This is a genomic window from Salinicoccus hispanicus (assembly GCF_009831115.1).
GTDB classification, from domain to species: domain Bacteria; phylum Bacillota; class Bacilli; order Staphylococcales; family Salinicoccaceae; genus Salinicoccus; species Salinicoccus hispanicus.
Genome location: NZ_WUUK01000004.1, coordinates 189188 through 213372, shown reverse-complemented (window position 1 = coordinate 213372; position 24185 = coordinate 189188). Strand labels below are relative to the sequence as shown.

Annotated in this window: 37 protein-coding genes; 6 read left to right on the top strand and 31 right to left on the bottom strand. The window is 45.9% G+C overall.

Features of this window, described 5'->3' with window-relative positions; genetic code table 11:
* Positions 1-16: 16 nt before the first annotated feature.
* From rplR to GQ671_RS10865, 20 genes are all read right to left on the bottom strand, one after another.
* Positions 17-379, bottom strand: coding sequence for a 50S ribosomal protein L18 (gene rplR, locus GQ671_RS10960; protein ID WP_160656980.1), 363 nt, complete (start codon positions 377-379; stop codon positions 17-19).
* A gap of 25 nt (positions 380-404) precedes the next feature.
* Positions 405-941, bottom strand: coding sequence for a 50S ribosomal protein L6 (gene rplF, locus GQ671_RS10955; protein ID WP_160656978.1), 537 nt, complete (start codon positions 939-941; stop codon positions 405-407).
* Between the two features lie 24 nt (positions 942-965).
* Complete coding sequence (rpsH, locus tag GQ671_RS10950) at positions 966-1364, bottom strand: 30S ribosomal protein S8 (protein ID WP_160656976.1); 399 nt, start codon at positions 1362-1364, stop codon at positions 966-968.
* Positions 1365-1394: 30 nt separating this feature from the next.
* Positions 1395-1580 carry a type Z 30S ribosomal protein S14 gene (locus tag GQ671_RS10945; RefSeq protein WP_160656973.1) on the bottom strand — a complete coding sequence of 62 codons (186 nt, stop codon included), beginning with the start codon at positions 1578-1580 and terminating at the stop codon, positions 1395-1397.
* Positions 1581-1599: 19 nt separating this feature from the next.
* Positions 1600-2139 (bottom strand): 50S ribosomal protein L5, encoded by a 540-nt coding sequence (gene rplE / locus GQ671_RS10940; protein WP_160656970.1) that lies wholly within the window; start codon positions 2137-2139, stop codon positions 1600-1602.
* A 25-nt stretch (positions 2140-2164) separates the two neighbouring features.
* Positions 2165-2497 carry a 50S ribosomal protein L24 gene (gene rplX, locus GQ671_RS10935; RefSeq protein WP_160656967.1) on the bottom strand — a complete coding sequence of 111 codons (333 nt, stop codon included), beginning with the start codon at positions 2495-2497 and terminating at the stop codon, positions 2165-2167.
* 30 nt (positions 2498-2527) lie between these two features.
* Positions 2528-2896 carry a 50S ribosomal protein L14 gene (rplN, locus tag GQ671_RS10930; protein ID WP_145287975.1) on the bottom strand — a complete coding sequence of 123 codons (369 nt, stop codon included), beginning with the start codon at positions 2894-2896 and terminating at the stop codon, positions 2528-2530.
* Between the two features lie 29 nt (positions 2897-2925).
* Positions 2926-3189 (bottom strand): 30S ribosomal protein S17, encoded by a 264-nt coding sequence (gene rpsQ, locus GQ671_RS10925; RefSeq protein WP_160656964.1) that lies wholly within the window; start codon positions 3187-3189, stop codon positions 2926-2928.
* Between the two features lie 21 nt (positions 3190-3210).
* A complete protein-coding gene (gene rpmC / locus GQ671_RS10920) occupies positions 3211-3420 on the bottom strand; it encodes a 50S ribosomal protein L29 (RefSeq protein WP_145287970.1) in 210 nt (69 codons plus the stop codon).
* Positions 3410-3844 carry a 50S ribosomal protein L16 gene (rplP, locus tag GQ671_RS10915; RefSeq protein ID WP_160656961.1) on the bottom strand — a complete coding sequence of 145 codons (435 nt, stop codon included), beginning with the start codon at positions 3842-3844 and terminating at the stop codon, positions 3410-3412. Before rplP ends, rpmC begins: the two co-directional genes overlap by 11 nt.
* A gap of 15 nt (positions 3845-3859) precedes the next feature.
* Positions 3860-4504 carry a 30S ribosomal protein S3 gene (gene rpsC, locus GQ671_RS10910; protein WP_160656958.1) on the bottom strand — a complete coding sequence of 215 codons (645 nt, stop codon included), beginning with the start codon at positions 4502-4504 and terminating at the stop codon, positions 3860-3862.
* Positions 4505-4526: 22 nt separating this feature from the next.
* Positions 4527-4910 carry a 50S ribosomal protein L22 gene (rplV, locus tag GQ671_RS10905; RefSeq protein ID WP_160656955.1) on the bottom strand — a complete coding sequence of 128 codons (384 nt, stop codon included), beginning with the start codon at positions 4908-4910 and terminating at the stop codon, positions 4527-4529.
* A 31-nt stretch (positions 4911-4941) separates the two neighbouring features.
* Entirely contained in the window at positions 4942-5220 is a 279-nt protein-coding gene (rpsS, locus tag GQ671_RS10900; protein WP_040105344.1) for a 30S ribosomal protein S19, read from the bottom strand.
* Positions 5221-5280: 60 nt separating this feature from the next.
* On the bottom strand, positions 5281-6120 hold the full coding sequence (gene rplB / locus GQ671_RS10895) for a 50S ribosomal protein L2 (protein WP_160656952.1): 840 nt from the start codon (positions 6118-6120) through the stop codon (positions 5281-5283).
* A 31-nt stretch (positions 6121-6151) separates the two neighbouring features.
* A complete protein-coding gene (gene rplW, locus GQ671_RS10890) occupies positions 6152-6424 on the bottom strand; it encodes a 50S ribosomal protein L23 (RefSeq protein ID WP_160656949.1) in 273 nt (90 codons plus the stop codon).
* Positions 6424-7047: a 50S ribosomal protein L4 gene (rplD, locus tag GQ671_RS10885; RefSeq protein ID WP_160656946.1), complete on the bottom strand. Its 624-nt coding sequence runs from the start codon at positions 7045-7047 to the stop codon at positions 6424-6426. Before rplD ends, rplW begins: the two co-directional genes overlap by 1 nt.
* A 30-nt stretch (positions 7048-7077) precedes the next feature.
* A complete protein-coding gene (rplC, locus tag GQ671_RS10880; protein ID WP_160656943.1) occupies positions 7078-7740 on the bottom strand; it encodes a 50S ribosomal protein L3 in 663 nt (220 codons plus the stop codon).
* Positions 7741-7765: 25 nt separating this feature from the next.
* Positions 7766-8074, bottom strand: a complete 309-nt coding sequence (gene rpsJ, locus GQ671_RS10875) for a 30S ribosomal protein S10 (protein ID WP_145287947.1) — start codon at positions 8072-8074, stop codon at positions 7766-7768.
* A gap of 312 nt (positions 8075-8386) precedes the next feature.
* Complete coding sequence (locus GQ671_RS10870) at positions 8387-9721, bottom strand: NCS2 family permease (RefSeq protein WP_160656940.1); 1335 nt, start codon at positions 9719-9721, stop codon at positions 8387-8389.
* A 34-nt stretch (positions 9722-9755) separates the two neighbouring features.
* Positions 9756-10394, bottom strand: a complete 639-nt coding sequence (locus tag GQ671_RS10865) for a YczE/YyaS/YitT family protein (RefSeq protein ID WP_160656937.1) — start codon at positions 10392-10394, stop codon at positions 9756-9758.
* A gap of 149 nt (positions 10395-10543) precedes the next feature.
* Here GQ671_RS10865 and GQ671_RS10860 point away from each other — a divergent pair, with 149 nt between their 5' ends.
* A complete protein-coding gene (locus GQ671_RS10860; RefSeq protein ID WP_160656934.1) occupies positions 10544-11344 on the top strand; it encodes a PepSY domain-containing protein in 801 nt (266 codons plus the stop codon).
* A 38-nt stretch (positions 11345-11382) separates the two neighbouring features.
* Here GQ671_RS10860 and GQ671_RS10855 read toward each other — a convergent pair whose 3' ends face one another.
* A complete protein-coding gene (locus GQ671_RS10855; protein WP_160656931.1) occupies positions 11383-12060 on the bottom strand; it encodes a phosphotransferase in 678 nt (225 codons plus the stop codon).
* Between the two features lie 119 nt (positions 12061-12179).
* On the opposite strand from GQ671_RS10855, the gene GQ671_RS12905 reads away from it, so the two are divergent.
* The 4 genes from GQ671_RS12905 to GQ671_RS10840 are packed head-to-tail and all read left to right on the top strand — an operon-like array spanning position 12180 to position 14120.
* On the top strand, positions 12180-12350 hold the full coding sequence (locus GQ671_RS12905; protein WP_170288695.1) for an SE1832 family protein: 171 nt from the start codon (positions 12180-12182) through the stop codon (positions 12348-12350).
* A 12-nt stretch (positions 12351-12362) separates the two neighbouring features.
* Positions 12363-13514: an MFS transporter gene (locus tag GQ671_RS10850; RefSeq protein WP_160656928.1), complete on the top strand. Its 1152-nt coding sequence runs from the start codon at positions 12363-12365 to the stop codon at positions 13512-13514.
* A complete protein-coding gene (gene mspA / locus GQ671_RS10845) occupies positions 13511-13825 on the top strand; it encodes a membrane stabilizing protein MspA (protein WP_160656925.1) in 315 nt (104 codons plus the stop codon). The genes GQ671_RS10850 and mspA overlap by 4 nt, the downstream gene beginning before the upstream one ends.
* Positions 13826-13844: 19 nt before the next feature.
* Positions 13845-14120, top strand: a complete 276-nt coding sequence (locus GQ671_RS10840; protein WP_160656922.1) for a hypothetical protein — start codon at positions 13845-13847, stop codon at positions 14118-14120.
* Positions 14121-14175: 55 nt separating this feature from the next.
* Here GQ671_RS10840 and GQ671_RS10835 read toward each other — a convergent pair whose 3' ends face one another.
* A complete protein-coding gene (locus tag GQ671_RS10835; protein ID WP_160656919.1) occupies positions 14176-15444 on the bottom strand; it encodes a lipid II:glycine glycyltransferase FemX in 1269 nt (422 codons plus the stop codon).
* A gap of 57 nt (positions 15445-15501) precedes the next feature.
* On the opposite strand from GQ671_RS10835, the gene GQ671_RS10830 reads away from it, so the two are divergent.
* Positions 15502-15747, top strand: coding sequence for a hypothetical protein (locus tag GQ671_RS10830; RefSeq protein ID WP_160656915.1), 246 nt, complete (start codon positions 15502-15504; stop codon positions 15745-15747).
* On the opposite strand, the gene GQ671_RS10825 is transcribed toward GQ671_RS10830, so the two are convergent.
* The 9 genes from GQ671_RS10825 to GQ671_RS10785 all read right to left on the bottom strand — a co-directional run bounded on the left by GQ671_RS10825 (position 15732) and on the right by GQ671_RS10785 (position 24178).
* Positions 15732-16418: a VOC family protein gene (locus GQ671_RS10825; RefSeq protein ID WP_160656913.1), complete on the bottom strand. Its 687-nt coding sequence runs from the start codon at positions 16416-16418 to the stop codon at positions 15732-15734. The two genes, GQ671_RS10830 and GQ671_RS10825, sit on opposite strands and share 16 nt — an antisense overlap.
* A 96-nt stretch (positions 16419-16514) precedes the next feature.
* Positions 16515-17678 carry an ABC transporter ATP-binding protein gene (locus GQ671_RS10820; RefSeq protein ID WP_160656910.1) on the bottom strand — a complete coding sequence of 388 codons (1164 nt, stop codon included), beginning with the start codon at positions 17676-17678 and terminating at the stop codon, positions 16515-16517.
* A 14-nt stretch (positions 17679-17692) separates the two neighbouring features.
* On the bottom strand, positions 17693-18661 hold the full coding sequence (locus GQ671_RS10815) for a sugar phosphate isomerase/epimerase family protein (RefSeq protein ID WP_160656907.1): 969 nt from the start codon (positions 18659-18661) through the stop codon (positions 17693-17695).
* Between the two features lie 11 nt (positions 18662-18672).
* Positions 18673-19704 carry a Gfo/Idh/MocA family protein gene (locus GQ671_RS10810; RefSeq protein WP_160656904.1) on the bottom strand — a complete coding sequence of 344 codons (1032 nt, stop codon included), beginning with the start codon at positions 19702-19704 and terminating at the stop codon, positions 18673-18675.
* A 9-nt stretch (positions 19705-19713) separates the two neighbouring features.
* Positions 19714-20745, bottom strand: coding sequence for a Gfo/Idh/MocA family protein (locus GQ671_RS10805; protein ID WP_160657269.1), 1032 nt, complete (start codon positions 20743-20745; stop codon positions 19714-19716).
* A complete protein-coding gene (locus GQ671_RS10800; protein ID WP_160656900.1) occupies positions 20739-21455 on the bottom strand; it encodes a ThuA domain-containing protein in 717 nt (238 codons plus the stop codon). Before GQ671_RS10800 ends, GQ671_RS10805 begins: the two co-directional genes overlap by 7 nt.
* Positions 21452-22471 (bottom strand): LacI family DNA-binding transcriptional regulator, encoded by a 1020-nt coding sequence (locus tag GQ671_RS10795; RefSeq protein ID WP_160656897.1) that lies wholly within the window; start codon positions 22469-22471, stop codon positions 21452-21454. Before GQ671_RS10795 ends, GQ671_RS10800 begins: the two co-directional genes overlap by 4 nt.
* Positions 22472-22490: 19 nt before the next feature.
* Positions 22491-23312, bottom strand: coding sequence for a carbohydrate ABC transporter permease (locus tag GQ671_RS10790; protein WP_160656893.1), 822 nt, complete (start codon positions 23310-23312; stop codon positions 22491-22493).
* Positions 23312-24178, bottom strand: coding sequence for a carbohydrate ABC transporter permease (locus GQ671_RS10785; RefSeq protein ID WP_160656888.1), 867 nt, complete (start codon positions 24176-24178; stop codon positions 23312-23314). Before GQ671_RS10785 ends, GQ671_RS10790 begins: the two co-directional genes overlap by 1 nt.
* Between the last annotated feature and the right edge of the window lie 7 nt (positions 24179-24185).

Below are 24185 nucleotides of genomic sequence, written 5' to 3'. Positions count from 1 at the left end.
TTATTCCCTCCTTCGATTAGAATTGCAGACCGTTTTCGCGAGCAGCCTCTGCGAGTGCTTTCACGCGTCCGTGGTATAGATATCCACCGCGGTCGAATACTACGCTTTCAATATCTTTGTCTTTAGCACGTTTTGCGATCAGTGCGCCTACTTCAGCAGCTGCGTCTACGTTGGATCCGATATTGCTGTTGAAATCGGAATCTTGTGTAGAAGCACTTGCCAGTGTTACTTTTTGGCTGTCATCAATCAACTGAGCATAGATATGCTTGTTAGAGCGATAGACATTAAGACGTGGTCTTTCTGATGTGCCAGAAAGTCTACTGCGTACACGCTGATGTCTTTTTTGACGCACTTTATTTTTATCAATCTTAGCGATCATTGATGTTCACTCCTCACTTTATAAATTATTTACCAGTTTTTCCTTCTTTGCGGCGTACAAGTTCGCCTTTGTAACGGATCCCTTTTCCTTTATAAGGTTCAGGTGGACGTACGGCACGGATTTTGGAAGCAAGAGCGCCAACGCTTTCTTTGTTGATGCCTTCAACCTTGACGTTCGTATTGCCATCCACAGAAATCGAGAGATCCTCGGAAGGTTCGAATTCAACCGGGTGAGAAAGTCCAACACTGAGTACCAGTTTGCTACCTTGCATCTGCGCACGGTAACCGACACCGACAAGCTCAAGTTCTTTGAAGAATCCTTCGGATACACCAACAACCATGTTGTTGATCAGGGCACGTGTTGTACCATGATTTGTACGGTGTTCTTTGGAATCACTTGGTCTTACGACCTGTAGTGTATTGTCTTCCATTTCGTAAGTCATCTGTTCGTTAAATGTGTTTACAAGTTCACCTTTGGGACCTTTAACAGTAACAGTAGATCCATTGATGTCAACTGTAACATCATTCGGTATTTCAATAATACGTTTACCTACACGGCTCATTTATTTGCACCTCCTGTTAATTGATTACCAAACGTATGCGAGAACTTCCCCGCCGATATTTCTTTTGCGTGCTTCTCTATCTGTAAGCACACCTTCGGATGTTGAGATCAGTGCAACGCCAAGACCATTAAGGACTTTTGGAAGCTCTTCTCTTTGAGCGTATACTCTAAGACCAGGCTTTGAGATACGTTTCAATCCAGTGATAACTCTTTCATTCTTGCTACCATATTTGAGGAATACACGGATGACTCCTTGCTTGTCGTCTTCGATATATTCTACGTTTTTGATAAAACCTTCTGATTTAAGAATCTCTGCAATTTCCTTTTTGATGTTGGATGCAGGGATTTCAAGTTTTTCATGTCTCACGATATTCGCATTTCTGATGCGAGTCAGCATATCTGCAATTGGATCTGAGATTGTCATTACTAATTGCCTCCTTTCAATTTATGGCGATTACCAGCTTGCTTTTTTAACACCAGGAATCTGACCTTTGTAAGCAAGTTCACGGAAACATATACGGCAGAGCTTGAATTTGCGAAGGACTGAGTGTGGTCTTCCGCAACGTTCGCAGCGTGTGTATTCTCTAACTTCAAACTTCTGTTTCTTTTGCTGTTTAGCAATCATTGATTTTTTAGCCACAATTTCGCCTCCTTATAGCTTACTTTTGAAATGGCATACCGAACTGTGTAAGCAGCTCACGTGCTTCTTCGTCTGTGTTTGCAGTCGTTACGACAACAATATCCATGCCTCTTACTTTGGATACTTTATCATAATCGATCTCAGGGAAGATAAGCTGTTCTTTAACACCTAGTGTATAGTTGCCGCGTCCATCAAACGCTTTTTTGGAAATACCTCTGAAGTCTCTTACACGTGGGAGGGACACTGAAATCAGTTTGTCCAGGAAATCATACATTCTCTCTCCACGAAGTGTAACTTTAGCTCCGATTGGCATACCTTCACGTAGTCGGAAAGTTGCGATGGATTTTTTAGCTTTAGTAATTACCGGCTTCTGACCTGTAATTGCCTGTAGTTCTTCTACTGCTGTATCGAGAACTTTAGAGTTCTGAACTGCATCACCAACACCCATGTTTACAACAATCTTTTCGATTCTTGGTACTTCCATTACAGAAGAATAGTTGAATTTGCCAACAAGTTCGTTTTTGATCTGTTCATTGTATTTTTCTTTCAAACGTGCCATTGGATGGACCTCCTTCCATTACTAATTAATTTTTTTCGTATTTTACAGTTGGAATTTCTTTTCCTGATTTTACAGCTACTCTCACTTTAGTTCCGTCTTCTTTAAGTTCCTGACGGATGCGAGTGCGCTCGCCTGATTCAGGGTCAACGTGCATAACGTTGGATACGTGGATAGCCGCCTCTGTTTCGAGGATGCCGCCTTCTGGGTTCATCTGTGAAGGCTTAAGATGTTTCTTCATCATATTGACGCCTTCGACGATGACACGGTTTTTAGCAGGGATTGCTTTGAGTACAGTACCCTCTTTGCCTTTATCTTTACCGCTGATTACAACGACTTTGTCTCCAGATCTTACGTGCATGGGGATCGCACCTCCTTGTTTAAATGTCGATTAAAGTACTTCTGGTGCAAGTGAAACAATCTTCATGAAGTTTCCTTCACGGAGTTCACGTGCAACTGGACCGAAGATACGAGTACCTCTTGGACCTTTATCATCACGGATGATCACGCATGCGTTCTCATCGAATTTGATATAGGAACCATCTTCACGGCGTACACCAGATTTAGTTCTAACTATAACAGCTCTTACTACTTCACCTTTTTTAACAACGCCACCTGGTGTTGCATTTTTTACGGTTGCAACAATGACATCGCCAATGTTTGCAGTTTTACGACCTGTTCCACCCAAGACTTTGATAGTCAGCACTTCACGTGCACCTGAGTTATCTGCCACTTTTAAGCGGGTTTCCTGTTGGATCATGCGAATAGACCTCCTTTATCCTCGATAGTTTAGATGACTACTGCTTCTACAACGATTTCCACGAGACGGAAACGTTTCGTTGCTGATAGTGGACGTGTTTCTTCAATTCTTACTACGTCACCAGTCTTTGCAGTATTATGCTCATCATGCGCTTTATATTTTTTAGAGTATTTGACACGTTTGCCAATGATCGGATGTCTTTTTTGTGTTTCAACGACTACTGTGATCGTTTTATCCATCTTGTCGGACACTACGCGACCCTGGTAAACTTTACGTTCGTTTTTACCTTCCACTGTATGAGCCTCCCTTTAATATTATTGGCTTGCTTTCGCTTCGTCGAGCTCTCTCGCACGGATAGTTGTTTTCATTCTCGCGATAGTTTTTCTAACCTCTTTGATACGAGCAGTGTTCTCTAGCTGACCAGTAGCTAGTTGAAAGCGTAGGTTGAAGAGCTCTTCCTTCAGTTCTTTGACGTTATTTTCAATTTCAGAAGTTGTCAGATCACGTATTTCATTAGCTTTCATTCGTATCACCACCTAATTCTTCACGTTTAACAATTTTAGTTTTTACTGGAAGTTTGTGGCTCGCGAGACGAAGTGCTTCTCTAGCTACCTCTTCTGGGACACCCGAAACTTCGAACATAATACGGCCTGGTTTCACTACTGACATCCAGCCTTCTACTGCGCCTTTACCGGAACCCATACGTACTTCCAATGGTTTCTTAGTGTAAGGTGTGTGTGGGAAAATACTGATCCATACTTTACCGCCACGCTTCATATAACGAGTCATTGCGATACGTGCAGCTTCAATCTGTCTGGAAGTGACCCAGGCTGTAGTTGTTGCCTGCAGTCCGTATTCACCGAAACTTACTTCAGTTCCGCCTTTTGCGCGTCCTTTAGTATCTGGACGGTGTTGACGACGGTATTTTACTCTTTTAGGTAATAGCATTGTTATTTTCCTCCTTTACTTTTTGTCATTCTTGACAGGAAGAACTTCTCCACGGTAGATCCATACTTTAACACCGAGTTTACCGTATGTTGTATCTGCCTCTTCATGTGCATAATCTATGTCTGCACGAAGAGTATGCAGTGGAACTGTTCCTTCGCTGTATCCTTCAGAACGTGCGATATCTGCGCCACCGAGACGACCTGAAACTTGTGTTTTAATACCTTTAGCTCCAGCTTTCATCGCTCTTTGTAGTACTTGTTTTTGTGCTCTACGGAAAGATACACGGTTTTCAAGTTGGCGTGCAATATTTTCAGCAACAAGCTTTGCATCCATATCAACTTTCTTAACTTCTACAACATTAATGTGGATTTTCTTGCCTGTGATATTTGTCAGTGCAGTACGCAGCTTGTCAATCTCGCTACCGCCTTTACCGATGACCATACCAGGCTTGCCAGTGTGAAGCGCAAGATTTACACGGTTTGCAGCGCGTTCGATTTCAACTTTTGAAACAGCTGCATCTTTAAGATTTTTTTCGATATATTCACGAATTTTGAGGTCTTCGTGCAGCAGGTCTGCAAAGTCTTTCTCTGCGTACCACTTAGCCTCCCAATCACGGATGATACCAGTACGAAGTCCAATAGGATTTATCTTCTGACCCAAATTAATTCCCTCCTTGTGGTTGTTATGCGTTCTCTTCTACTTTTGTTTCTTCTGTTTCCTGAACGTCTTCAGTTGAAGGTTCTGAAACAACAATAGTGATATGACTTGTACGTTTGTTGATCTTAGTCGCACGGCCTTGTGCACGTGGACGGAAACGTTTCAATGTTGGACCTTCATTGGCATATGCTTCAGAAACATATAGGCTTTCGATGTCCATGTCGTAGTTGTGCTCAGCATTCGCTACTGCTGATTTGAGCAGCTTTTCAACTACTGGCGAAGTTCTTTTGTTTGTTAGTTTAAGAATTGCAATCGCTTCACCGACTTCTTTGCCGCGAATGAGGTCAAGAACCATTCTCGCTTTGCGGGGAGCAATTCTAACTGTTTTTGCAACTGCTTTCGCTTGCATCTTTCGTTCCTCCTTTATTCCGTCTTATACCTTATCGTCTTGTTTTCTTGTCGTCGTTTCCGTGGCCTTTGAACGTTCTAGTTGGAGCGAATTCTCCAAGCTTGTGGCCGACCATATCTTCAGTGACATATACCGGTACATGTTTGCGTCCATCATATACAGCGATTGTATGACCGATGAAGTTAGGGAAGATTGTAGAGCGACGTGACCATGTTTTGATTACACTTTTTTTGTTATCTTCGTTGAGTTTTTCCACCTTGTTCATGAGGTGATCGTCAACAAAAGGTCCTTTTTTAAGACTGCGAGCCATTTTGGCGCCTCCTTCCAATAATGCGTGCGGATGAATTATCCGCACACTACTTTGGTTTCATTATTTCTTCTTCTTCTTACGTCCTCTTACGATGAGCTTATCAGAACGGTTCTTGCCTTTACGTGTCTTCTTACCAAGGGTTGGTTTACCCCAAGGAGACATTGGTGATGGACGTCCGATTGGTGCACGGCCTTCACCACCACCGTGTGGGTGGTCGTTAGGGTTCATAACAGAACCACGGACTGTAGGGCGTTGTCTCTTCCATCTTGAACGACCAGCCTTACCAATATTGATAAGTTCGTGCTGTTCGTTACCGACGGAACCGACTGTTGCGCGGCAAGTTGCAAGGATCATACGTACTTCGCCGGAACGTAGTCTGACAAGAACATATTTACCTTCTTTACCGAGAACCTGGGCGCTTGCTCCTGCTGATCTTACCAGCTGGCCGCCTTTACCTGGTTTAAGTTCAATATTGTGGATTGTTGTACCTACAGGAATATCAGTAAGTGCCAGTGCATTACCAACTTTGATATCTGCTTCTGGGCCACTCATAATTTCGTGCCCTACTGTTACACCTTTAGGTGCAATGATGTAACTTTTCACACCGTCTGCATATACAACCAGCGCGATGTTCGCTGAACGGTTTGGATCATATTCAATCTGAGTGACACGACCTGGTACACCATCTTTAATACGCTTGAAGTCGATTACTCTGTATTGACGTTTGTGTCCGCCACCTTTGTGACGTACTGTGATTCTACCTTGGTTGTTACGCCCCGCTTTTTTCGGAAGCGGCTGTAATAGTGACCGTTCTGGCGTCGTTGATGTGATCTCGGAGAAGTCAGAGCCAGTCATATTACGACGAGCATTGGTGGTCGGCTTATATTTTTTAATCGCCATCTCGTTTTACCTCCTTATTGGTAATTATTGATTAGAATATTTCAATAGTGCCTTCTTTAAGCGTCACTATTGCTTTTCTTCTCTTTCTTGTATAGCCGCTATAACGTCCCATACGTTTTTTCTTCGGCTTGTAGTTCATTATGTTCACTTTATCGACTTTAACATCAAAGATCTTTTCAACTGCATATTTAACTTGTGTTTTGTTTGCTTTTACATCCACGTCAAAAGTGTATTTGTCCATGGACATCAAGTCAGCAGAACGCTCAGTGATTACCGGGCGTTTAATGATATCGCGTGCATCCATTACAGAAGCACCTCCTCTGCTTTATTGATTGCACCTTCAGTGAAAATAACACGGTTCGCAGAAAGGATATCGAGTACGTTGAGCTGCTCTGGCGTCAATACTGTAACGCCTTGCAGATTGCGGGATGAAAGTTCGACGTTTACATCTTCGCCTTCAAGTACAAGAAGTACTTTTCTGTTTGCATCCAGATTTTCAAGAATTGCCAAGAAGTCTTTTGTCTTCGGTGTATCAAGTGACAGGTTGTCGACAACAGTCAATGCTTCTTCATTAACTTTTGCGGACAGCGCTGAGCGAAGAGCCAGACGGCGCATTTTTCTAGGCATTTTGTAAGAGTAGCTTCTTGGCGTAGGGCCGAATACTACTCCACCCCCACGGTAGTGAGGCGCACGGATTGTACCTTGACGTGCATTACCTGTTCCTTTTTGTCTGAATGGTTTCTTACCACCACCGCTGACTGCGGAACGGTTCTTGACTGAGTGAGTGCCGCGGCGAAGTGACGCGCGTTGCAGATTCACTGCTTCAAACAGCACATGCTGGTTTGGTTCAATACCGAAAATCTCCTGGTTAAGTTCTATAGAATTAACTTTGCTTCCTTCTTTAGTTAATACATCTATACTTGCCATTGTGTTAAATCCTCCCTTCCTAAATTACTATTATTTAACACCTTTTTTGATTGCTGTTGCGATTTTTACATATCCTTTACGTGGACCAGGCACGTTGCCTTTTACGAGAATAACGTTGCGTTCTGCGTCCACTTTGACGATTTCAAGATTCTGCAGTGTAACAGTTTCTCCGCCCATGCGTCCTGGCAATGCTTTGCCTTTGAATACGCGTGATGGGTCAGCACCCTGTCCCATTGAACCAGGTCTTCTGTGGTAACGGGAACCGTGGGACATAGGTCCGCGGCTCTGGTTGTGACGCTTGATCGCACCCTGGAAACCTTTACCTTTGGATGTTGCTGTCACGTCTACCAAGTCGCCTGCTTCAAATGTATCTACAGTGACTTCTTGACCGACTTCGAATTCATCTGCTGTGAGATTTTTGAATTCGCGTACGAAGCGCTTAGGAGCTTTACCGGATGCTTTAGCATGTCCAGTTTCAGCCTTGTTTGCATATTTGTTTGTTCTCGCACCTGCGAAGAACTCACGCTTGTCGTCGAAACCGATTTGTACTGCACTGTATCCATCAGTTTCTTCCGTTTTCTTCTGCAGCACTACGTTACCTGCTGCTTCAACTACAGTTACTGGAATAAGCTCGCCGTTTTCTCCGAAAACTTGAGTCATTCCCACTTTTCTACCTAAGATTCCTTTGGTCATCGAAAGTCGCACCTCCTGCTATAATTTATAATTTGATTTCGATGTCCACACCTGATGGCAGGTTGAGTCCCATTAGGGCATCTACCGTTTTCGGTGTAGGGTTTGCAATGTCGATAAGACGTTTGTGTGTACGTTGTTCAAACTGCTCACGAGAGTCTTTGTACTTGTGTACCGCACGGATGATTGTGTATACCGTCTTCTCAGTCGGAAGTGGAATCGGTCCGGAAACATCTGCACCAGAACGTTTTGCTGTTTCAACAATCTTCTCTGCTGACTGATCCAGCACTCTGTGATCGTACGCTTTCAAACGAATACGAATTTTTTGTTTTGCCATTATTTAACCTCCTTTTGGTCGTCATCATTGATTGATAGACTTCTCCACGAAAATTCTCTTGCACGCTGCCATGGCAAAGCGGCCGGGCGTGTCAGTAACCTCTCGCTTCATCGATTCAGAAAACGCGCGCCCTCTATGGAAGGCGGTGTGTTCTTTAACATGGACATATCACGTCCATTTCAGTCCAACGTTAGATATATTACACGAAAAGAGCGAAAAAATCAATAGATAACGCAAGATTTTTTCACTCTTTTCGGCTGGACTGCCAATACGCTGTCCAATTATATAGTATTCAGTTACAAATTACAATATTTATTCGGTCATAAATACAAAATACAGTATGAAAATGACGAAGAGCCCGTACATTATCGGATGAATCTCTTTTCTTCTGCCGGCCATGATCATTGTAATCGGATAGAATACAAAACCGATGGCGATCCCTGTAGCGATACTATAGGTCAACGGCATCATGAACATCGTCAGGAATGCAGGTACTGCAACTTCAAACTGATCCCATTTCACCTTTGCCAGATTTGAAACCATGAGAGTTCCGACGATGATCAGTGCAGGTGCCGTCACTTCAGATGTGAAAGTGACAATGAGTGGTGACAGGAATATGGCCAAAAGGAACAGCACACCGGTTACAACACTTGCAAACCCTGTTCTTGCCCCTGCTGCCACACCCGCTGTCGATTCGACATAGGACGTCGTGGTCGACGTACCGAAGATGGCACCGGCGATCGTTGCAATCGAGTCGGACAGCAACGCACGTCCGCCTCTTGGAAGCTTGTTATCCTTGATCATATTCGCCTGGCTCGCTACACCGACAAGTGTACCTGCAGTATCGAAGAAATCGACAAACAGGAAAGTCAGTACAACAATCAGAAACTGTATATTGAATATTTCAGCCGGATTCGAAAACGCTTCGAATGCTGCCCCGAAGGTCGGTTCCATGCTCGGCACTGAACCGATGAAGCTTTCGGGAAGCGGCACAAGCCCGAACATGAGACCGATGATGGCTGTAATGATCATTCCGAAGAATATGGCACCCGGCACCTTTCTTGCCATTAATATGACTGTAATGACCAGACCTGCCACTGCAAGGAGTACAGTAGGATCGTGCAGAACTCCGAGACCAACCAGCGTCGATTCGTCCGTCACTATGATGCCTGCTCCCTGCAGTCCAACGAAAGTGATGAAGAAGCCGATACCGGCGCTGACTGCCATCTTCATTTCCATTGGAATGGAGTTGATGATGTATTCCCTGACTCCGCTGATGGTGAGCAATGCGAAAATCACTCCGGAAAATAGAACACCTGTCAATGCGGTCTGCCAAGGTATGCCCATTGTCAGTACGACTGTGAAAGCAAAGAATGCGTTCAGACCCATTCCTGGGGCGAGGGCAATTGGATATTTTGCGTACAGTCCCATTACAAGACAACCGATGAATGCTGCAAGTGCTGTAGCGACAAACACCGCACCCATGTCCATGCGCATGGACTCCGGTATGCCTTCAACACCCTGGAGGGATAGTATGGATGGATTGACAGCGAGTATGTATGCCATGGATAGGAAAGTCGTCAACCCTCCGAGTATTTCACGCCGGTAGTTTGTGCCATTTCCTTCGAAGTCAAAAAACTTTTTCATAACCTACTCCATTCTTTGATCAGATTGTTTACAACTATATTATCTTGATGATTTCCTTATCTTCCCCGCCCAGAAAGCTGACGAGCAGACGGCGTGTGAAGGGAAGCCATACTTCGATAAGCTTGCCCAGAGACAAAATGATGATGAGTGTACCGATGAATACTGGACCACCAAGTAGAAAACCTGCCACAGCAGCGCCAAGCTCCATAATATTCCTTGCCATCGATAATTTCAATCCGAATTTTTCAACCAGCAGCAACATCAATGTATCGCGCGGGCCCGCCCCAAGGTTCGGAGTAATATAGAAAGCCACGCCAAAAGCCATGACAATGAGACCGATTGCGAAAATGATGATGTGTTGGGTCCATCCTTCAAATTCCGGGATGAGCCAGTTGAACACATCAATGAATAGCCCAACAGCTACCATATTGATATAGACACCTATTTTAGGAAGGCGGCGGGTTACTATGGCAGTGAATAGGACGATGGAAGCACCCGCAATAATTGCCCAGCTGCCGATTGTCAGACCGAAAGTCTGCCATAGACCATAGTGCAGGACGTCCCATGATCCCAGCCCGAGAAGCCGACCTTTTATGGTCATGGATATGCCGAGTGCGAGAATGACCAGCCCGACTACGTAGAAAAGCCACCGTTTTGCTATATTGCTGAACATATGAACCTCCCCGACTTTATTATCTAGACCAGTTTACGCCCATGTAATGAAAAACGCAATATCATTTGACGATACTCTCGAAACGTTTGAAGCGTTCAGTGCGGGGGAAAATTATAATAATTGACCAAGGAACGGGAGGAAAGACCATGATGAATAAATATAGAATTGCAGGTGGAATTCTGACAGCTTCTCTTGTAATGTCGGCTTGTGGAGGAAACAGCGCGAGCGAGGATACGTCCGAGTCTGAAGATGTCAATGAGCTGGTAGAAGAGAATGCAAGCAGTAATGAGGAGGATTCCACTGAAGTAACAAATGAGGATGAAAGCACTGATACTGCAGATGGAGGCGGAGACACCGATACTCCGGAAGTGGATGAAATAGTAGAAGAGAGTTCAGACAACACTCCAGAGGAAGATACGGCCGAAGCAACAAATGAGGATGAAAGCACTGATACTTCAGATGGGGGCGGAGACACCGATACCCCAGATGTGGACGAAATCGTAGAGGAGAACCCGGGAAGTACTTCAGATACCATCATGCCTGACGATCTTGAACATAAGGCTTCAGAAGCTGTCACAGCCGCTTCCGAGAAATTCGATGGAGCACTTAAGACGCTCGAACTGGACAATGAAGATGACCAATGGGTCTATCAGGTGGAGATGGAAAGTGAAACTGAAGAATATGAAGCGACTCTGTCAGCAGAAGACTTATCCTTTATTAATGAGGAAAGAGAAAATGATGACGGCTTCGATACAGAAGAACACTTCAATTATGATAATGCTGTTGCAGCAGAAGAAGCTGCGCAGACAGCCATAGACGAAACCGGTGAAGGACTGGAAGGATGGACATTGAGCATCGAAGATGGACAGCTCGAATATGAAATGGATATGGCTGACACTGATATGACAATCAATGCCGAGACCGGAGAAGTAACAGAAATGGACGACTGAATTGAATAAAAGGCGTAACCTGACGGGTTACGCCTTTTTCATGCTTCCACAACGCGAACGAACTGCTCCATCTTCTGTGCGTCAAAGTGATCTTTAATACGGTATCCTTCATAAAAATATTGTACATACTCGCTACCCAGAGTCTTCCTGATATCAAGTGTCATGACTGCAAGATCGAAGTACCGGTCTCTTACCCCTACACTCCCCATATCGACACTGCCTGTTATATAATTCTCATTCACAATGACATTGGAAAGATTGAAATCACCATGGGTGAAGGCCAGATCAGTATGGATGGAATCCTCAGAATAGATGAAAGGACACTCATCAATGTTCTGCTTGTGCAGAAAGCTCAAATATCTTCCGATCTGCCGCAGGGTGGAGATGATCGTTCCGGGCTGCTGCCGCTTCAGAAATGCTCCTGCATCGATACCTGGAAGCGCCAGGTAGAACATGTACGCACCATCCTCTTCGTATAGCGTAACCGGCTTTGGCACACCATTCACTTTATTCATTTCCATCCAGAGCAGCCTCTTATACTCCCTCCGGGTGCTTTTCACGTCATCCGGATAGGACTTTGCCACCAGTGGTTCTTTCGGCTGGTATACGTTGGGTGGGTCTTCGCCTCCATATTCAAGCAGGTGGACCCGCGCGTCGGAAGTGCTGGAGAGCGGCGTCCAATCATAGTATTCCTCGTATATCTCAAAAGTGTGCATTCAAAGTCCCTCCATTCACTATCATTCTACTTCAATTATCGTTAGAATGTCATCAGTGTTTCCCCTAATATCAATTGCATTATGATATGATACAACTATAATTCAAGGTGGTGAAAGTAATGGATTTGAACTATAGACTCATGGAACTTAAAAATGAGTATATACGCATTCAGGGCGATCTGGAAAAGCTGGAATCCACAGGCAATAGTACATCAAAAATGGAAGAGCGCCTTGTTCAGATAGAGACGGAAATTGCACAGACAAAAAAGGAAATCAGAAATAATCAATAGGAAGTGCCAACCATGAAAAAAATGATCCTTTTCATCATGATCATACAATTTCTCATATATTTCGGGTTCAGCATGATCATACCCGTCATCCCGGAACTGGTGACCGAGCTCGGAGTATCCACCCTACACATGGGATGGCTGCTTGCCGTCTACTCCATCGCGAGCTTTCTCTCTGCACCTTTCTTCGGGAAACTCAGCGACCGTTATGGACGTCGCCTGATCCTGCTGTATGGACTGTTGGCCTTCAGCTTCAGCTTCCTGCTGTTCGGCATGTTCATCGATGTGCTGTGGGTACTTTACTTGAGCCGTCTGATCGGAGGCGCCGCTTCCGGTGCGCTCTACACAGCAACCACCAGCATGGTGGCTGATCTGACGACCCGGGAAGAGCGGACAAGATACATGGGACTGATTGGCATGTCCATTGGTCTCGGATTCATTTTCGGACCAGGCATCGGTGGTCTGCTCGCCCAGATCAGCCTGAGCTTCGCCTACTACATGACTACTCTGGTCATCATCGGTGCATTGCTGTTCAGCATGTTCAAAGTCAAAGAAACCTATCGCCCCGGGAACAGGACCGGCAAAGAAATCACACTGCCAGGCGAGTATTTCCTGAAACCCGTCGGCATCCTTCTTATATGTACATTCTTTGTCATGTTCACCATGAGTGGCATGGAAAGTACGTTCCAGCTGCTCGGCATCGACCGCATTGATATTACACCAGCCCAGATGGGCGCCTTGTTTGTAGTCGGTGGTATTTTCAACGCTGCAGTGCAGGGTGGGTTCATCGGCCGGCTCAAGGATGGCCAGGAATATCCCGTGATGATTGCCGGCCAGATTCTGACACTGGTTGCTTTCATCCTATTGCCATTCATGTCGAGTCTGCTATATGCAGGTGTGTGCATCGTTCTTCTGATGACAGGGAATGCACTGGTCAAAACGCTGCTTACTTCTCAGATTACCAAAGAGGCACACAGTGATGAAATGGGACGCATGACCGCCACTACATACTCCCTTGACAGTCTGGGCAGAATTTTCGGACCGATCGTCTTCAATATACTGTTCGTCCTGACTTCAGGACTGCCCTTCCTGTTCGGGGCCGCCGCAACACTGCTATCCACTTACTTCATTTTCCAATACTTCAGGAAAAGGAGGAATTTCGCATGATTCTGACCATACTCATGATGCTTCTGTATCTGGTCGTCAGCGCAGCAACCATACTTTTTGAAAGAAGTCGGATACTTGATATTCTAAGGCTCATCGCCGGTATCGCCTTTATGCTGATAATGACAGCTACTGCCCTCAACACTCCGAACCCTGATGGCACACTCATTTTTGCACTCGCTGCCTGTCTGCTCATATCAGTTGAAATCACCGGCTTCAAGGAAGCCAAAGGGGACCGTGCGCGTCTATTCATGGTACATGCCTTTACACTCATGATTTCCGCCGTCCTCATCATCATGCTGCTGACGCAGTAACAGGAAAAGAGGTGGAAACTTGAGACGTGTCATACTGATTCTGCTCATACTCATGCAAGTCATGTTTTTCATAAACTATATCATCAATGACGGTGTCATATTCTTTAATATATATGTGTGGGCGCTACTGAGCCTTATTTCACTCACAGCGGGATGGAAGGCAACAAATTCTGAACCGAACCTTTATGAAAACAGCAATATCCATCTTGCGCTATCCATCACGCTGCTGCTGATGTCGGTAATGTCTCTGATTTTCATACTGCTCATCATCATTACCCGCCCCTATTTCCTGTAGCCGACTAAAAAACCTGCTTCCATAAGGAAGCAGGTTTTTCTGATGATATATAAGTTCAACGTCGGTCTTTGATGGCTTTCAATGTCTGATTAAGCTTCACCTTGCCTTTTTGGAACATCGGCACACCCACTTCGGCCAATGTATATAACGGCCGGTGGATGATATAGTCGAATTCGCCAACTTTTTCGCTCACTTCTGTTCCCCAGATCTTCTTGAACTGCCACAGTCCGAAATGTGGTGAATCTTTCGGTGGTGCCACACTGACACCGCCGAAGTCATACGTTTTTGCACCATTATCACGCGCATACTTCATCATTTCATACTGCATGTGATGATTCGGAAGATATTCCCTGTACAGATTGGATGACGCGCCATACAGATAATAGGACTTATGCCCCGACTGGGCAAGCAGTGCACCTGACAGTACAATACCGTCAGGATGTTCCTGCTGCAACTGCTCGATTTCATGCTGCTGCTCCCTCAGCTTCTCTCTCCGATTATCAAGATCTTTGAGCTGATTCTCCTTCTTGCTGCCATCCTTCTTCTTTTCAGCCTTCTTAAACTCTTTTTCCACTTTAGTCATGTCTTCTTCGAGTGAAGCCGCAACTTTCTCCGGTATCAGCTTGACGAGGAATAATTCCATATGTCCTTTGTCATGGAGGTTTTCATAAAGCGATTCAAAATAGGTGATATCCCGCGTGAGGAAACCATCCCGCTGCCCGGTCTCCTTCATAAGCCTGACAAATATCGGCAGATCATCCTGTGTTGCCTTGTACACTTCTGTGCCACGGCGGAGGGCATTACGAACTCTCGTCCGGTTATTACGCTCATAGCTCTGCAGAAGGTCTTCATCGCTTTTGTCGATGGCAGCCACCATTGTCTGGCGCGGCTGTATATTGTCCTTGCTCATGCCATCTTTCAGTCCCCGGTGTCTGAAGCCGATTGACTCGAGGTACTCGATTGTCTGCCGGTGGTTTTCAAGGGGCAGGTCAGGGTCTATTTTGATGGCATATGCCTTTTCATCCCTGGCAATCTTCAACGCTTCATCCAGCATGAAATCCACCAGTTCCCTGTTTTGATAGTCACAGACGAAGCCTCTCGATATGTAGCATAGCGTCCTTTTAAGTCTCGGCACCCTTTTAAAGAGCAGAAGCGCAACTCCAAGCACTCCTTCATCATCATTACCGACCGCCAGGCGCCTTGCGTACCAGCCGGTAAGACGCTTGGATCCCGCCCAGTCGGTCAACTGCAGCAGATCCCCGTGCGGATGGGTCTCTACAAATTGATCATGTTCATCTTCTGTCAGGTTCAACAATTTAAGCATATTGGTCTCCATTCAAATAAAATCTGATATAATTATCTCATGAAAGGTGGTCCTATCATGAGACAAGGTATTTTGATCCTTCTTCTGCTCATTAATGTCATCAGCATGATACAGCTCGGTCAATATGATAGCGGTGAGCTCATCGCTCTGATGAGCGTCAGAATCATTCTGGGCGTCATCACCATCATGCTAAGCATAGCGTATATACTCGTCAGAGGTTCAAAGTCTCTGATCATCCTCAGTGCCGTTACAGCACTTTCAGCTTTTGTGCACCTCGCTCTGATCGTCTATATAAATTTATAGACAGCACCTTTGTATATGACCGGTTCTCCGTCCATCTCCACTTCCAGAGTGATGGATGGATTTTTATTTTCCGAGAGAGTGATGGTGGTATGTGGATCAATCTCCCCTTCCCATACACCGATGACATCAAAAAAGGCTTCCCATGCCTTCTTGCTCCGAACTGCATGGTGGATGTTCATCTTGGGGCTCAAAAGGTTGCCGCGCAATTGGCTGATCCGATCCAACCGTTGCGCCTTCGACTCTTCCCACTGGATGAAGAACGGGAATATCTCCGATTCATCTTCAATGTACAAAAGCTTCCAGCGGATGGTCTCCGTCCCAGTCCTGCGCTCCATATCGACCGGGCCAACCGGTGTAAAGCCCTGTGCACGGTATCGATCCGCCAATTGGTGAATTTCATCCGTACTGAGGGCATATCGAATAAATCCTTCTTCATAGCCCATACTGTCAATCGTTGTGGCAAATGAATCTTTCGACTCTTCCAGATGCTGCTTGAAAACCGCCTCGTCATCAATCCCCAGATACTCGACATATCTCTGATCAAAATACGACAGCAGATTCTTTGTACCCAGACGTTCGTGTTTTCCTCCCGAATGGATGGGCAGTATACCTTCGGTCTCAACTGTACTGAGCTCTTTTACATAATGGATGATATGATCGAATTCTACCATGCCGTTCACCTCTTTTTTTTACTATATCATAATATCACGCATCAATACCGAAAACCAAAAAATGCAGCCTGTCCCAATACGGACAGGCTGCTTGTTCTATGACTTGATGATGTCTGGTGCATCCTGTTCAAGACTTTCCTTTTCACGCATGCGCTCTTCCCTCGTAACAATGCGCTTTTCTGTTTCGTTGTCGAAGAAGTGGCCTTTGTTCATGTCGAATGCAAATTTGATGACGTCTCCTGGCTCAAGCTCATTCCGTGCATCCACTCGTGAAATGAACTCCTGTCCTTCAAGCTCGGAATACAGCATGATTTCGGAACCCAGCAGTTCACTTACTTTTACTTCTGCATTGAATGCCGAAGCAAGCTCCGACTCCACAAAGACGGCTTCCTCTCGAATATCCTCAGGACGGATGCCGAATTTGATCGGCTGATTGTCATAGCCCTGGTTGACCAGCATCCGGCGTTTCGCTTCGGGAATTTTTATCGTGGAATCGCCGATGACCAGTTCGCCATTTCTGATTTCTCCATCAAAAACGTTCATGGCAGGCGAACCGATGAACTGGGCGACGAAGACATTCTCCGGAAAATCATAGACTTCCTTGGGGCTTCCGACCTGCATGATGTCACCCTTGTCGAGTATGACAATGCGTGTGGCCATGGTCAGTGCTTCTGTCTGATCGTGGGTAACATAGACCGTCGTCGTTTTCAGCCGTTTATGCAATTTGGTGATTTCTGCACGCATCTGGACTCTTAATTTTGCATCAAGGTTCGAGAGGGGTTCATCCATCAGGAAAACACCCGCATCCCTGACAATTGCGCGACCAAGTGCCACACGCTGACGCTGTCCACCGGATAATGCTTTCGGTTTACGGTTCAGGAAGTCTGTCAGCCCAAGAATTTCTGCTGCGTTCTCGACACGCTTTTTTATTTCCTCTTTAGGTGTTTTGCGCAGCTTCAGACCAAATGCCATATTGTCATATACACTCATATGTGGATAGAGCGCATAGTTCTGGAATACCATGGCGATGTCCCTGTTTTTCGGCTCCACATCATTCATCTTCTTCTCATCGATGTAGAAAGTACCATCAGTTATCTCTTCAAGTCCTGCAATCATCCGCAACGTAGTCGACTTGCCACATCCCGAGGGACCGACAAGTACGATGAATTCCCCATCATGAATTTCAAGGTTGAAGTCATGTACGACTGTCGGGCCGTTATCATACGTCTTTTTTATATTTTCAAGTTTTAGTTCCGCCATCCCCAATCACTCCTTTAAGCCCACCACATATCAGTCGGCGTTTCTCTTATTATAACATTCTGCAAATTCTTTACAGCAGTCTGAAAGCCCTCTTCAATGGACATCAGTCCATCTTCATGTTCGATTGATACAACGTAGTCGTAATCATAGGTCCTGAGCGCACTCATCATGTTCGTCCATTCCTCAATACCATGACCAAGACCCACACTTCTGAAAGTCCAGCTCCTGTCTCTGATATCGCCGTATGGATTCATGTCCAGATATCCATACATATTCAGGTTATCTGTATCAATATAAGTATCTTTGGCATGGAAATGATGAATCGCATTTTCACGCCCGAGTATTTTTATTGCTGCTACGGGATCAATGCCCTGCCACCACATGTGACTCGGATCGAGGTTTGCTCCGATGTATTCATTTGTCGCTTTTCTCAACTCCAGCATTGTATGTGGAGAGTGTACAAGGAAACCGCCATGAAGTTCCAGTCCGATTTTGACATCATGTGCTTTCGCCACATCCGCTATATCCCGCCAGTATGGAATGAGCCTATGTTCCCACTGCCATTCCTTGATCTGCGAATATTCCTCAGGCCATGGTGTGACCGGCCAGTTGACAGCCGTATCCGTTTCATTACCTGCCGGTGTACCACTGAATGTATTGACTACCGGTACATCCAGAAGATCAGCAAGTTCGATCGATTTACGCAAAACTGTGTCTGATTCCTCACGTAAGGAGGATTCCGGGGAAATCGGGTTGCCATGGCAGCTGAAGGCACTGATGATCAGGCCGCGTGATTCGAACTTATCGATATAGGCCTTTCTTGCCGATTCCGATTCAAGCAATTCATCAAGATTGCAGTGCTTGCTGCCGGGGTAGCCGCCGGTTCCAATTTCGACTGCATCCAGACCGGATGCTTTGACATAATCCAGCATTTCTTCGAGTTCCATGTTCTGGAATAATGGATTGAACACTCCGAGTTTCATCTATTTGCCTCCTATAGTCTGATACTGCGCTGTTCCTTTGAGCTCAAGTAGATTGCTTCGATGATCTTCGATACTTCCTTCGCCTCTGTGGACTTCACTGTCAGTGGTGTGTTGTACTTGATTGCGGAAATGAAGTTCTCCGCCTGCAGTCTGCTGAAGGTCTCATCCACTTTTATATAGTCGATGCGCATTGTCGTCATAAGGTCCTCATCCGCCTGGTTGACTTTCATATCAAAAACATCCAGTCCCGCTTTTGCACCTGAAATACTGACATGGTTTTCATCTTCGGGAATGTTTGCCGCCCAACTTGTTTCAAACAGCATCGATGCCCCATTATTGAAACGGATGAATGCACTGACATGGTCCTCCACTTCAAAGGAATCGCGATTGAACTGTCCCCATTCATTGACTGTATTCGAACGGCTGAGATGGTTATATGTCGAACTCGACACTTCTATCGGTTTCACATCACCCATCAGATACATTGCCAGGTCGAGCAGGTGGCAGCCATAGTCGATCAATGCCCCTCCGCCTTGGAGCTCCTGGTTGGTGAATACACCCCAGCCAGGCACTTTGCGGCGTCTGAGTCCTTTTACGCGAACGACCAATGGCTCACCGATCGTGCCACGCTCGATAATTTTTTTGGCAGCAATCGCTTCTTTCATGAAGCGGTAGTGATAGGCGATATGCAGTTTCACATCGTTCTTCTCCTCCGCTTCAATCATTGCATTGCATTCCTCTGTAGTCATCGCCATTGGTTTTTCACAGAGTACATGCTTACCGTTATTCATGGCATCTATGGCAATCGGGGCGTGATATTTGTTCGGCGTAGAAATGACCACCGCATCCACGTAGGGATACATATCTTCGATTTTGGAAAATACCTCAGGAATACCAAGTTCGTTGGCCACCTTCATCGCACGCTCCTGATTGATATCCTGGACCGCCATGATCTCCACATCATCGAACGTTCTGAAAGTGGGTATATGACGGCCCGTCGCTATTCCTCCGACGCCTATGAAACCCAGTCTGATTTTGGACATTTACAACACCTATTCTTCAGTTATAATCTTATTTGTTCTATCTGATTCGAAAGCATCCAGTATGATTTCGACGGATTTCTTTGCATCCTCTGCCGTTACAGGGACACGTTCTTCTTTAGCAAGTGCATTGATGAATGCTTCCATGACAAAAGATTTCTTGCTTTGTCCTTCATCGTCATTCGTCTGGATGCCGCCGTAGTTCTCGCGGACCACTTCTCCTGTACTGCTTGTGAAAATGAAGGAATGCTCAGGGTCATCCAGAAGATTGAGCACGCCCTTGTCGCCGTAAATGACCGTCGAATTGTCCTCTTCTCCATAGAATGCCCAGCTCGCCTGCAGCGTACCGATCGCATTCGATTCTGTCCGCAGTATGCATACGGCATTATCATCCACATCAGAGAACTCTTTTGCTTCTCTTGAAATGAAGCCACCGACATCGACAACCTCTTCATCAAGAATGTAGCGGATCAGATCCGCCTTATGCACGCCAAGGTCGCCCATGGCACCCATCGCCGCCTGGTCCTTTTTGAAGAACCAGCTGTTCTTGCCGTCCACACTCCAGCCCTCCGGCCCGCCATGGCCGAAAGTGGTGCGGAAAGAATAGACCTTGCCGAGCTTGCCCCGAGCGATATAGTCGCGCGCCACCTGGTGTTCTTTGATCAGCCGCTGGTTATGGCCGATCATCAGCTGCATGCCGGACTTTCTTTCGGCTTCAATCATGTGATCCATCTCGGTCATAGTGATACCCATCGGTTTCTCGCACAATACATGCTTGCCCGCCTCAAGAGCAGCAATTGATATTTCTGCATGCCTATAGTTCGGCGTACACACACTGACAGCCTCGACAGACTCATCAGCCAATAGCTCCTTGTAGTCCTTATAGACTTTTCCGCCGTAGATCTCCTGCTGCGCTTCGGCCCGTTCTATGACCGGATCGCAGAATGCAACCAGTCGTGCATTTTCAATATCGGTATATTCTGCAATATGACGTTTGACTCCAATGCTGCCGCATCCAATAATACCAACGTTGATCATTATGATTTCTCCTTTATCTGTTCCAATGGTTCATGGTTCCCGTAGAAATGCTTTTTGCCGTGGCCACTGCCTACCCAGTCCACACCATTTCTGATGACTGTCTGGACGTTTGCATCGTAGTATGTCGGGTGTGTTTCATGACCGGGACGGAAGTAGAATATTTTACCGTTCCCACGTTTGAAGGTGCACGCGCTTCTGAACACTTCTCCGCCTTCGAACCAGCTGAGCATGATCAGTTCATCCGGAACAGGTATGTCGAAGTGTTCTCCATACATCTCTTCCTGCGGCAGCTCGAAGTACTCTCCGAGCCCATCCACAATCGGATGCGTCGGATCAACCACCCATAGGCGCTCCTTCTCCTGCGCTTCGCGCCATTTAAGGTCACACGATGTTCCCATGAGCAGTTTGAATGGTTTTGAGAAGTGTGCGGAATGGAGAACGACCAGTCCCATGCCGTCCCATACGCGCTGCTGCACCTTCTCGGCGATTTCATCAGATACTTCATCGTGGGCCTTGTGTCCCCACCATATGAGCACATCCGTATCATTCAGCACTTCGTCGGTCAGACCATGCTCAGGTTCATCGAGCGTTGCTGTTGTCACTTCATGCCCTTCGAGGAAACTTGCAATCTGGGCATGGATGCCTTCAGGGTAGATATTGTCTACCACTTCATTTTCCTTCTCGTGTCTGTATTCATTCCAAACCGTCACTTTCATTCAACTTCCTCCTTGTGTGTGGATTGCCGCTCTATAATACGCGTCGGCACTGTGATGTTCTTTTTCAACCTGTCGGGATCCCGTATCAGCATGATGATTTCCTTGCCTGCCTCCCTGCCCAGCTCCTGTGGAAAAATATCCACTGTCGTCTGAGGCGGTGAAGCAAGCTTCGTCAGTAGTGAATCACTGAAAGTTGCGGTCGCGACATCCCGTGGAATGCGTATTCCCAACCGGTAGAGGTGGGAGACAATCCGGGAATTCAGCACACCATCCAAAGTCAGCAGAGCATGCGGCTGATTTGTGCTGAAAAGGGATTCCAGCATATGATGGATCGATCCGTCTTCGTTTTCACATTTGATCACTCTGCCATTCTCAGACAGAGCAGATGCTTCCATAGCCATTTCAAACCCCTTTATCCTGTCCTTCGCAACTGCGAAAATGTCATTGTCGACAATCATTACAATTTCACTATACCCTTTTTGGATCAATAATTCAGTGATTGCATATGCTGCCTGTACATTATCATTATCCACATAGGCTGCTTCGCAGTTTTTAAATATATTTTTCCCGATGACGACATAGGGGAAACCTGCTGCAGTAAGGAAATCTGCTATGGGATCGTCTGTTCTGGAATATAGAAGAATGAATCCATCGACCTGTCTGGAGCTGATCAGCTCTTTCACTTCCGCCAGAAGACTCACATCATTCGATGCAGAAGTGGTGAGGGTCGAAAAGCCATTCTCTCTGCATGCCTCGGAAACTCCGAGATTCACTTCGGAATAGAACGGATTCAGGTTGACCTCGTGAATGCCGCTTTTGATGACCAGGCCGATTGTATTCGCCTGATTCGTCACAAGATTCCGCGCCGCGATATTTGGCGCATATCCGATCTCTTCCATTATTTTTCTGACTCTCTTTTTTGTAGTGCTGCTGATGCCGTCATGATCTTTGATCACTCTGGAAACAGTGGAGGGGGACACCCCCGCAATTTTCGCTACATCTTTTATCGTCACCATTTCACACTAACCCTTCTGGCTACTTCACTGCGCCATCCGATACCCCTTTGATGATATGCTTCTGGGCAATGAAATATCCGATGATGACAGGAATGATGGAAATCGTCAGACCTGCAAGTGCCAGCGTCCACTGTTTTGTGTACTGTCCAAAGAACAGGAACAGCTTGAGCGGGATTGTTTCATCTCCTTGTCCGAGCACCAGGCTTGGAAGTAGAAAGTCATTCCATATCCATATTACATTCAGAATGGCTACTGTAATACCGATCGGTCTCAGAAGAGGGAAAATGACATGCCAGAAAGTCTGCCATTTAGTCGCGCCGTCAATTTTCGCCGCTTCATCGAGAGATATGGGTATATTCTTCAGGGCTCCGTGATAAAGGAAAAGCGAGAGTCCAGAACCGAAACCGATGTACATGAAAATCAGTCCCCATTTATTAAGGCTCTGCAACTCACTGAACATCTTGACCAGTGGAATCATCACCGATTGGAACGGTATGAGCATGCTCGCCACAAACAGAAAGAATATGATGCCGCTGACCTTGCTTTTATTCCTTGACAGCGCATAGGCTGCCATGGCCGAGAAGAATACGATACATACGATACTGAGTGAAGTGATCAAGAAAGAGTTGAAGAACGTTCTGAGAAAATCCAGTTCCTGGAACGCCTGGATAAAGTTCTGAAATACCGGTTCACTGGGTGGCGCAAGGGTGTTCTCAAACATTTCCCGCTTTGTCTTGAATGCATTGACGAGCATGATATAGAAAGGTGAAAGCCAAAGAAGTGCAAGCAGTATGCCGATGACTTCCAGAACAATACGGCCGGTGGTCTTTTTCTTCTTCATTACAGCTCCACCTCTTTTTTCTTATTATAGTAGACTTGCGTGAGGCTCAGAATTGCAACGATAATGAAAAACACTACGGCTTTGGCCTGGGCCAGCCCCATCGTATTCATGGCAAATGCCGTATCTACAATGTCCATTGCGATCATTTTCGTGGAACCACCAGGTCCCCCGCCAGTAAGCGACAAGTTCTGGTCGTATATTTTGAATGCACCAGATAAGGTGAGGAACATGCTTACTGTAAATGCAGGTGCCACAAGTGGCATGATTACATTTTTAAGCTTCTGTGCATAGCTTGCACCATCCATATCTGCTGCCTCGAGAAGTTCATCAGGTATGCTCTGCAGATAGGCAATATAGATGATCATGATATATCCCGCCATCTGCCAGACATGAAGGATCACCAGGCCCCAGAATCCAGTTGCAGGAGTTGCCAGCCATCCCTGAAGCATTTCAACTCCAAGAGCATCGCCCAGGGCATTGAAGATATTTGTGAATATGAACTGCCAGACGAACCCGAGTATCAGACCGCCGATCAGATTCGGCATGAAGAAGATCGTTCTTAGGAAGTCCTTGGATTTTATGTAGCTTGTCACGATAAGAGCCAGTGAAAAGCCGACAACATTGATGATAATGACTGTCACTATCGCATATTTGAAAGTAAACCACAGCGCATTTAGAAAGGTCGGGTCGGATAGTAGACTCTGATAGTTCTGGAATCCGGTGAACACAGGCGTCTGTGCCATGTCTCCTGACCACTCAGTCAGAGAGTAGTAGATTCCCCATACGAATGGAACCACAACAACAATCAGAAGGGCCGCCAGAACAGGAGCAATAAACACCCAGTACATGATATTTTTGGTCTTCACATTAACA